Origin of the sequence: Sulfurimonas sp. (genome assembly GCF_028694895.1) — a bacterium.
Classification (GTDB): domain Bacteria; phylum Campylobacterota; class Campylobacteria; order Campylobacterales; family Sulfurimonadaceae; genus Sulfurimonas.
Genome location: NZ_JAQVKA010000016.1, coordinates 21171 through 29214, shown reverse-complemented (window position 1 = coordinate 29214; position 8044 = coordinate 21171). Strand labels below are relative to the sequence as shown.

Genomic DNA, 8044 nt, shown 5'->3' with positions numbered 1-8044 from the left:
ATGAGTCTGAACTCTCTCACTATAACGGGGTAAGAAATATATCTATAAACATTGCAAAGTCACATGATGGAAATGCAATAGAGCTTGTAAAGCGTGTACGCGCTCTTTTTAGCGAGCAAGAGAAGTTGCATCCAGAGCTTGAGTATAAGATATATGCTGATACTTCTATCTGGATAAAAAACCGCCTAAATACTGTTTTTGCAAACATAGCATTTGGCCTTATGTTCGTTTTTTTAGCGATGCTTATTTTTATAAATCGTGGTATTGCAATAGTTGTTGTTATAGGAATCCCCGTTAGTTTTATGATTGGACTCATCGCATCTGAACTTATGGGTGAGAGTTTAAATATGCTCTCTCTTCTTGGAGCACTCATAGCTCTTGGGATGCTAGTTGATGAGGCTATCGTTGTGGCTGAGAACATATACAGACACCTAGAGGAGGGTATGGAGCGAAGAGAAGCCGCTATTGTCGGTGCTCAAGAGATGTTCCCAGCAGTTTTAACAGCAACTCTTACCACTGTCTTTGCATTTTTACCTCTGCTTCTACTTAGTGGTGAAATGGGGATGTTTATAAAAATCATACCAATCATGATAACAGTACTGCTATTATCATCTCTTTTTGAAGCGTTTTACTTTTTGCCTCTGCATGCATATGATTTTTTGAAAGTTTCAAAAGAGGGTAGCCTTACAAAAAGAATTTGGGCAAAGATGACATCGTGGCACAACACTGTTTTACATCTTTTCTTTAAACGTAAACTTCTCTCTTTGATACTGATGGTAGTAACAATCCTCTCTTTAACGGCTATTATGGCAAAAAACGCAAAGTTTCAACTCTTTCCAGATTTTGATACAACACAGGTTTATGTTTATGGCAAAGTAAATGTAAATAATGAGCTTGAAGATACAGAAAAAATAGTAACAGAGCTAGAAAAAGAGCTTTTAAAACATATAAAAGGCGATGATATAGCTTCAATAACCTCTATCATTGGTTTTAAGCTTGATGCTAAAAATATAGCTGAGACGGGAGATCATCTTTTTCATATCTTCATAGATTTAACTGAGCGCGCACCAGATAATGCATTTGACAAATATATCAGCCCATATCTCTCTATCGAGTACGATAAAGATGCACTTATAAGACAAAAAGATGCAGTTGATATTGCAAAAGATGTAGAAAAAGTAATAGAGCCTTTTGTTGCTTTACAAAGGGGTGGTAATAAAGTTTTTGAAGAGTTAGTAGTTAAAGTTCCTGGCGCTGGAGTTGTAGCTTCTGATGTTGAGATTAGCATTATCGCTAATGATGAGCAAAAAATCCTCAAAGGTGTAAAAGAGTTAGAAGATGCTCTACGCGCAATAGATGGTGTAAATAATATCTCTAACGATGCAACGCTTGGCGAGAAAGAGTTGAAGCTACGCGTAAATGAGTATGGACAGCAACTAGGCTTTAATGAAGAGCTTATATCAAGAGAGCTCCGTGCTTACTATCTAAAGAGCGAATATGGAAAGATGTTTAACGATAATGGGCTTGTTAGAATAAAAATCGAGAGTATGATAAATCAAAGAATTGACTCAATTGATAGAATTGAAGTTCAAATACCATCTTCAGATAAGTTTGTTCTACTTAAAGATATAACTGATTTTGTAATGTCTCAAGGATTTGTAGCACTTCAAAAAGAGAATGGCACTAGAATAAGAACAGTTATGGCTTCACTTGATAAAAAGATAGTTACATCCTCTGAAACTATGAAAAGGTTAGAGTCTACGTTTGAGAGATTGAAGCAGAGTGGTTTTAGAATTGATATAAAGGGTGAAGAAAAAGAGAATGAAAAAAACAAAAAAGAGGTACTCCAATCAGCTCTTATCGCAATCTTTCTAATCTTCATTACTCTTGTTTGGCTGTTTGACTCTATCAAAAAATCTCTTATCATTGTTAGCACAATCCCTTTAGTCTTACTTGGTGTTTTATTCGGACATTTGGTTATGGGAGTAAACATAACTATGCCTGGTTTGATAGGTATAGTAGGGCTTGCAGGAGTGGTTGTAAATGATGGATTGCTAGTTGTTAGCTTTGTAAATAAGGCAAAAAATACAGAGGAGTTGATGAAGCAAGCACAATCAAGATTAAGACCAATTTTCTTAACATCTCTTACAACTATACTAGGACTCTCATCACTCATATTTTTTGCTTCAGGGCAAGCTATGATACTTCAACCAATGGCAATCTCACTTGGGTTTGGAATAGTATGGGCAACTGTGTTAAACCTTGTGTATGTGCCACTTTTGTATGCAGTAGTCTTTAAAATTAAAGATATAGAGCAATCAGAAAAATATAAGCTAGGCTAAAGTATAATTCCGACCTACAAAGCGTCAGCTTCTATAGAAACAGTGGGTTCTTAGCTCAGTTGGTTAGAGCCCTCCGCTCATAACGGAGTGGTCGAGTGTTCGAGTCACTCAGAACCCACCACTGTTAAACTCCCTATTTTATTAACTTTCATAATTTTAAAAATAAAAAAATAATTAAATTTTGCCTATATAACTGATATAATTACGCTTCTGCGTAAAGATAGTAATTTTAAGGAATATAATAAAATGATTTTAGATAAGAGAATATTAAACTTTTTGGTAATAATTATTCTCTCTTTAGCAACGTTTCTTTGGACATTTTTTATCTTTCATATACCTTTTGATATAACAGTTGCTCTTGGAGTTATAGCTGTTAGAATCCTCTCTTCTTTACTTATTTTTAAAGACTACTCACTCTCTTGGTCTAAAGCAACTCAAAAAACATTCCTCTTAAAAAGTATTGTTTATATCGCTGCATTTATAGTTTATCTGCCTATATATTATGGCAAGGTTAGATTTGCATTTTTAGCAAGTGAGCTATTTTTATATATATTTTCAATAAATTTTATTATGTATTTGTACTATTACTACATCAATAAAAGCTCAGTACAAAAGACAAAATCTTTAGTTATTTATGGTGCAGGGAAAGCTGGCCTAAAACTTAAAGAAGAGTATAGAGATAGTGAGTATAAGATAAAATATTTTGTAGATGATAATGTTGTTTTACAAAAAAGAAGTGTAGATGGAATAAAAATAATCTCAAAAGAGACTCTAAAGAAGTCACTATCAAATAACAAAGCTGATTTTTTAATGATAGCGATGCCCTCTGTAGATATTGAGAGGATAAAAGATATATATGATAAATTAAACCCATATTTTAAATCAATAAAAATATTGCCACCAATGAATGATATCTTAAGAGATAAAGATTTCTCTGCGCAATTAAAAGATATAAGTGTTGAGGATTTATTGGCTAGACATCCAAAAGACCTTGATAAGAGTGCTATACAAAACTTCTTAAAAGAAAAAGTGGTTCTTATAACTGGTGCTGGTGGAAGTATAGGAAGTGAGATAGCTAGACAAAGCGCTGCTTTTGGGGCAAAAAAATTGATTTTACTAGATCATAGTGAATATAATTTATATAAAATAAGTGAAGAGCTTAGTAGATATAAACCTATTATGATAATGCAATCAGTTATAAACAGAGAACTTTTAGATGAAACTTTTAAAAAATATAAGCCAGATATAGTTATACATGCGGCTGCATATAAGCATGTACCGCTTGTTGAAGAAAATATAACAGAGGCTATCTTAAACAATGTTATAGGAACTAAAAATGCAATAGATTGCGCCATAAAACATGGTGTGCAAAAGTTTGTTCTAATCTCAACAGATAAAGCAGTTCGCCCAACAAATGTTATGGGCACAACAAAGAGAATCTGTGAACTTTATGCACAAAACGTAGTTTCTTCAGAGAACAAAAAATTAAAAAATACAGAAGTTGTAACTGTTCGTTTTGGAAATGTTTTAGGAAGCAGTGGGAGTGTGATACCAAAGTTTAAATCTCAAATAGAGCAGGGCGGGCCTATAACGGTTACACATCCAGATATCACAAGGTACTTTATGCTTATACCTGAAGCATGTGAGCTTGTACTTCAAGCTGCAAGCATTGGCATGGGTGGAGAGATATTTATTCTTGATATGGGTGAACCTATAAAGATAGTAGATTTAGCTAAGCATATGATAGCACTAAGTGGCAGAGAAAATATTACTATAGAGTTTTGTGGACTTAGAAGTGGGGAGAAGCTTTATGAAGAGCTTTTAATCAGTGATAGTGATACAAAAACTGATTATGAATCTATCACAGTTGCTGGTAAAAATTTTTATGATATAACAAAGCTAAACCAAGATATTTCAGAGTTAATTACATCTGTTGATAAGCTCTCAAAATTAAAAGAGATAGTCCCAGAGTTTAACCATCAGCCAAATTAACTCTAATTAAAAGCGGGTATTATCCTATATCCTACGCCATAAACACTCTCTATGCAGTTTATAGATAATTTTTTTCTAAGTTTTGAGACAAGCTTTCTTATGTTTATATTGTCTAAGTGTTCATTCAAAGAGTTGTAATGTCCTGTAATATCATCGTTTGAGCATATTTTTCCAAGATTATCTGTAAGAATTTGTAGAAATATAATCTCATATTTTGTTATAGAAATCATAGAATTTTCTATTAGTAAAATATTTGTATCTTTATCAAATGTGCAAAACTCAGCTAATTTTATAAGTGAAGAGCTTGTAGAATGGTTTTTTTGTTCATGTTTTAAAAGTATCTTTTTAGTTGCCTTTTGAAGCACTTTTATCAGGTTTTGATAATCAATTGGTTTTTTTATAAACTGCTCAATTCCTAAGTTAATAAGGGGAAGTAAGTACTTTGAATCATCATAAGCAGATAATATAACAATAGTTTGATCTGGATTAATTGCATAAATATTTTCAACTAATTCAACGCCATTAAGGCGTGACATTTGTATATCTGAGAGAATAATGTCGTAGTATTTAGACTCTGTTTTATAAAAATCTCTATATTGTCTTAGTGCATCTTCGCCATTTTTTGAACCACCAACTTTATCAAAGAATTTTTTTAAAATTTCTTTTATGTTTTCTCTTAAATCATCATGATCTTCAACGTAAAGAATAGATAGTTGCTTTGTGCTGGTTAATAGCTCTTTTGAATTCAATTAAGACTCACTCTTTATATCTGTTTTGGTTTTATTATATCCGTTATTGATTCTATATTCAATAAAATAAGATATTATTGCTAAAAAAGAGTATATGATGAAACTTGTAATAAATGGCGAAATAAAAGAGTTTGAAGAGAAAATAACTTTAGAAAAACTATTAGATGCTTTAGAGCTTAAAGATAAGGTTATGGCTGCGGCTGTAAATATGGAGATAGTAAAGCAACATAGTTGGGATTCTCATCAACTTTGTGATATGGATAAAGTTGAGCTATTAGATTTTGTCGGTGGTGGTTGATTCAAGTGCTACGACAGCTATCGCGTACTCTCCATCATGTGTAATAGAGAGGCTACTACCAAGTATATTAAAATTTTCAATTACTCTTTGTGATAGCTTTAACTTTGGTGCACCACGAGATGATTTGAAGATAGTTATATCATGAAACCCACACTCAGCGCCAATACCAACACCAAGTGCTTTTGAACAAGCCTCTTTCGCCGCCCAAAAGCCAGAAGCTGTTTTATGATTTTTAACAAGCTCTATTTCGGCTTGGGTTAAAAATTTATTTAAGGCTTTGGAGCCAAAGCGTTCAATAAAGCGCTCCATGCGAGATATTTTTATAAGGTCTATGCCAATCATTTACTGAATAACAAACTCTGTAAAGTAGATACCTTTTACATTTCCATCACTTATCATAGAATTTAATGTATCCATGATTTGTTCTGATACTTTTTGCTTCCCTTTTTTAGAGGAGATCTCTTCTAATGTTTTAGAAGATAAAATTCTAATAATTCTATCTCTAATAACTGGGGACTTACTATCTAACTCCATACTTAACTCTTTACCATTTAACTCTAAAGATATTGTTGCTTTAAGGTAACGACGACCAGCATCACTTTTTAAATTAACAGTAAAAGTATCAAGAGGATATAGTATTCCAATCTGGCTAAGTTTTCTAGTATCCATCTCATCAGAATCTTCTCTAGATCTACTAGCGCTACCTCTTTGTTGAGTTTTTGTTATAGCCTGTTCAGCATTTTGTTGGGTTACTTGTTCTGCTTTATCATCACCCATTAAAAGGACTGTAGCCACAGCACCAGCTATTATTATAAGAAGTAATACAACAATAATAACTATAATCAATAGATTTTTTGATTTCTTACCCGCTGCAACTGCATCTTCTGTAGTCTCTTTATTTGCCATAACTGTTCCTTGAGTTTTATTTTGTTAGTATATCAAAATTTATATTTTTAACTAATTCTCTGTGTTTTAATTGCATATTTTAATATTTAAAGTTTTTATAATCTCTTCAAATATTTTTCCAACTTCACGGCCCGCATCATTATCGTACTCAATAACAACAACATTTTTATCTTTTGATATGTTGCATGTATATTGTTCTGGTTTTATTTTATATTTTGAAGTGATTTTATCAATAGTTGAACATACATATTTACCTTCTTCTTTTCCTTCATATGATATTGATATTTTAGAAAACTTCTCTTCACTTCTAACTTGAGCGTCCATACTATAACTTCCTTAGGGGATATTAAAATTTTAGAATTATACTATCAATAGGATAAAGTATGTTTGAATATACCAAATATCAGTACCATTCTAGTAGTTTTGTCACTTCATCAACTATAAAAGTTTTTATATTTGTTTTCTCAAGAGGTTTTTTACAAACTAAAGCTTTTGTTATGTTTTGCATGCTTGCCTCTTTTAGTCTTGCATCCATACCAAAAACCTCTCTTACATCTCCAACTAAAGAGACTTCTCCTATAAAGATAGTCTGTTTTGATATAGCGCGATTACGAAAACTACTAATAATAGCTGCAAGTATTGCAAGGTCTGCCGAAGTTTCACTTATCTTGATACCACCTGTAATGTTTATAAATACATCATATCCAGAAAGCGGAATTTCTAACTTTCTCTCCAAAAGAGCCAAGAGCATATTTAGTCTGTTTGTATCAAACCCTGTTGCTTGACGCTTTGAGTTTGCTGTATGAGACTCTGAAACTAGTGCTTGAACTTCAAGTATAATAGGGCGAGAGCCTTCCATGATGACAGTTAAAGCAGAGCCTGCTTGCTCTGAATTGCGATTGAAAAATCTTGAGCCTATGTCAGTTGCAGAGACTAAGCCATTACCTCTCATTTCAAAAACGCCTATCTCGCTTGTTGGGCCAAAACGATTTTTAAAACCTCTAAGGATACGAAGTTCTTGAGATGAGTCTCCCTCAAAATACAAAACCGTATCTACCATATGCTCTAACACTCTAGGCCCCGCTATTGAACCCTCTTTTGTTATATGCCCGATAATGAAAATCGCTATGTTTCTATCTTTTGCTATTCTCATAAGCTCAAATGTAATCTGTCTTACTTGAGTTACAGATCCAGGTGCTGATGAGATGTTCTCAGAGTAGAGAGTTTGAATGGAGTCTATGATTATAAAACTATAATCTCTATGTTCAAGCTCTATTAAAACTTGTTCTAGTCTTATCTCACTTAGCAAAAAAAGTGTATCTTGGTTTGAATCAAGGCGGTTTGAGCGAAGCTTTATTTGTGAGGTTGACTCTTCTCCAGTTACATAAAGAACATTTTGTCCGCTTGAAGCTATATCCCCGCCGACTTTTAAAAGTAGTGTAGACTTTCCAACCCCAGGACTTCCGCCAATAAGAGTGAGTGAACCAGGTACAATTCCACCACCAAGAACCATATCTAGTTCTTTGCTTTTTGAGCTAAACCTAAATATCTTCTCCTCTTTGATCTCATTTATACTAAGGGCTTTTGAGGATGAGGCTGTGGTGGATTTTGTCTTTTTTACTACATCTTGCTGATGTTCATTTAGCTCTATAAATGAGTCCCATGCACCACAATTTGTACATTTTCCCATCCATCTAGGAGTTGTTGATCCGCAGTGTTGACACTCAAAAAGAGTCTTTTTTTTGGACATATTTAAA

The 8044-nt window shown here is 33.2% G+C and carries 8 protein-coding genes and 1 tRNA gene; 4 read left to right on the top strand and 5 right to left on the bottom strand.

Annotated features, from left to right (window positions below):
* The 3 genes from PHI38_RS03855 to PHI38_RS03845 form a co-directional block, all read left to right on the top strand.
* Positions 1 to 2342, top strand: a 2342-nt coding sequence (locus PHI38_RS03855; RefSeq protein ID WP_299853037.1) for an efflux RND transporter permease subunit, incomplete at its 5' end; no start/stop codon positions are given.
* A 44-nt stretch (positions 2343 to 2386) separates the two neighbouring features.
* A tRNA-Ile gene (locus tag PHI38_RS03850) sits at positions 2387 to 2463 on the top strand.
* 125 nt (positions 2464 to 2588) lie between these two features.
* Complete coding sequence (locus PHI38_RS03845; protein WP_299853035.1) at positions 2589 to 4334, top strand: nucleoside-diphosphate sugar epimerase/dehydratase; 1746 nt, start codon at positions 2589 to 2591, stop codon at positions 4332 to 4334.
* Between the two features lie 2 nt (positions 4335 to 4336).
* On the opposite strand, the gene PHI38_RS03840 is transcribed toward PHI38_RS03845, so the two are convergent.
* Entirely contained in the window at positions 4337 to 5083 is a 747-nt protein-coding gene (locus tag PHI38_RS03840; RefSeq protein ID WP_299853033.1) for a response regulator transcription factor, read from the bottom strand.
* Positions 5084 to 5180: 97 nt separating this feature from the next.
* Between PHI38_RS03840 and thiS the strand changes: the two genes are divergently transcribed.
* Positions 5181 to 5381: a sulfur carrier protein ThiS gene (thiS, locus tag PHI38_RS03835; protein ID WP_299853031.1), complete on the top strand. Its 201-nt coding sequence runs from the start codon at positions 5181 to 5183 to the stop codon at positions 5379 to 5381.
* Here the strand turns inward: thiS and acpS are convergent.
* The 4 genes from acpS to radA all read right to left on the bottom strand — a co-directional run bounded on the left by acpS (position 5358) and on the right by radA (position 8037).
* Positions 5358 to 5723, bottom strand: coding sequence for a holo-ACP synthase (gene acpS / locus PHI38_RS03830; protein ID WP_299853029.1), 366 nt, complete (start codon positions 5721 to 5723; stop codon positions 5358 to 5360). The two genes, thiS and acpS, sit on opposite strands and share 24 nt — an antisense overlap.
* Positions 5724 to 6287, bottom strand: a complete 564-nt coding sequence (fliL, locus tag PHI38_RS03825; protein ID WP_299853027.1) for a flagellar basal body-associated protein FliL — start codon at positions 6285 to 6287, stop codon at positions 5724 to 5726.
* A gap of 66 nt (positions 6288 to 6353) precedes the next feature.
* The gene (locus PHI38_RS03820) at positions 6354 to 6611 is read right to left on the bottom strand and encodes a hypothetical protein (RefSeq protein ID WP_299853025.1); all 258 of its coding nucleotides are present in this window, start codon (positions 6609 to 6611) and stop codon (positions 6354 to 6356) included.
* 79 nt (positions 6612 to 6690) lie between these two features.
* Positions 6691 to 8037: a DNA repair protein RadA gene (radA, locus tag PHI38_RS03815; RefSeq protein ID WP_299853023.1), complete on the bottom strand. Its 1347-nt coding sequence runs from the start codon at positions 8035 to 8037 to the stop codon at positions 6691 to 6693.
* Positions 8038 to 8044: the final 7 nt, after the last annotated feature.

Coding starts and splice junctions, on each gene's coding strand:
- PHI38_RS03845 (WP_299853035.1), top strand. CDS start 2,589: ATGATTTTAGATAAGAGAATATTAAACTTTTTGGTAATAATTATTCTC.
- thiS (WP_299853031.1), top strand. CDS start 5,181: ATGAAACTTGTAATAAATGGCGAAATAAAAGAGTTTGAAGAGAAAATA.
- acpS (WP_299853029.1), bottom strand. CDS start 5,723: ATGATTGGCATAGACCTTATAAAAATATCTCGCATGGAGCGCTTTATT.
- fliL (WP_299853027.1), bottom strand. CDS start 6,287: ATGGCAAATAAAGAGACTACAGAAGATGCAGTTGCAGCGGGTAAGAAA.
- PHI38_RS03820 (WP_299853025.1), bottom strand. CDS start 6,611: ATGGACGCTCAAGTTAGAAGTGAAGAGAAGTTTTCTAAAATATCAATA.
- radA (WP_299853023.1), bottom strand. CDS start 8,037: ATGTCCAAAAAAAAGACTCTTTTTGAGTGTCAACACTGCGGATCAACA.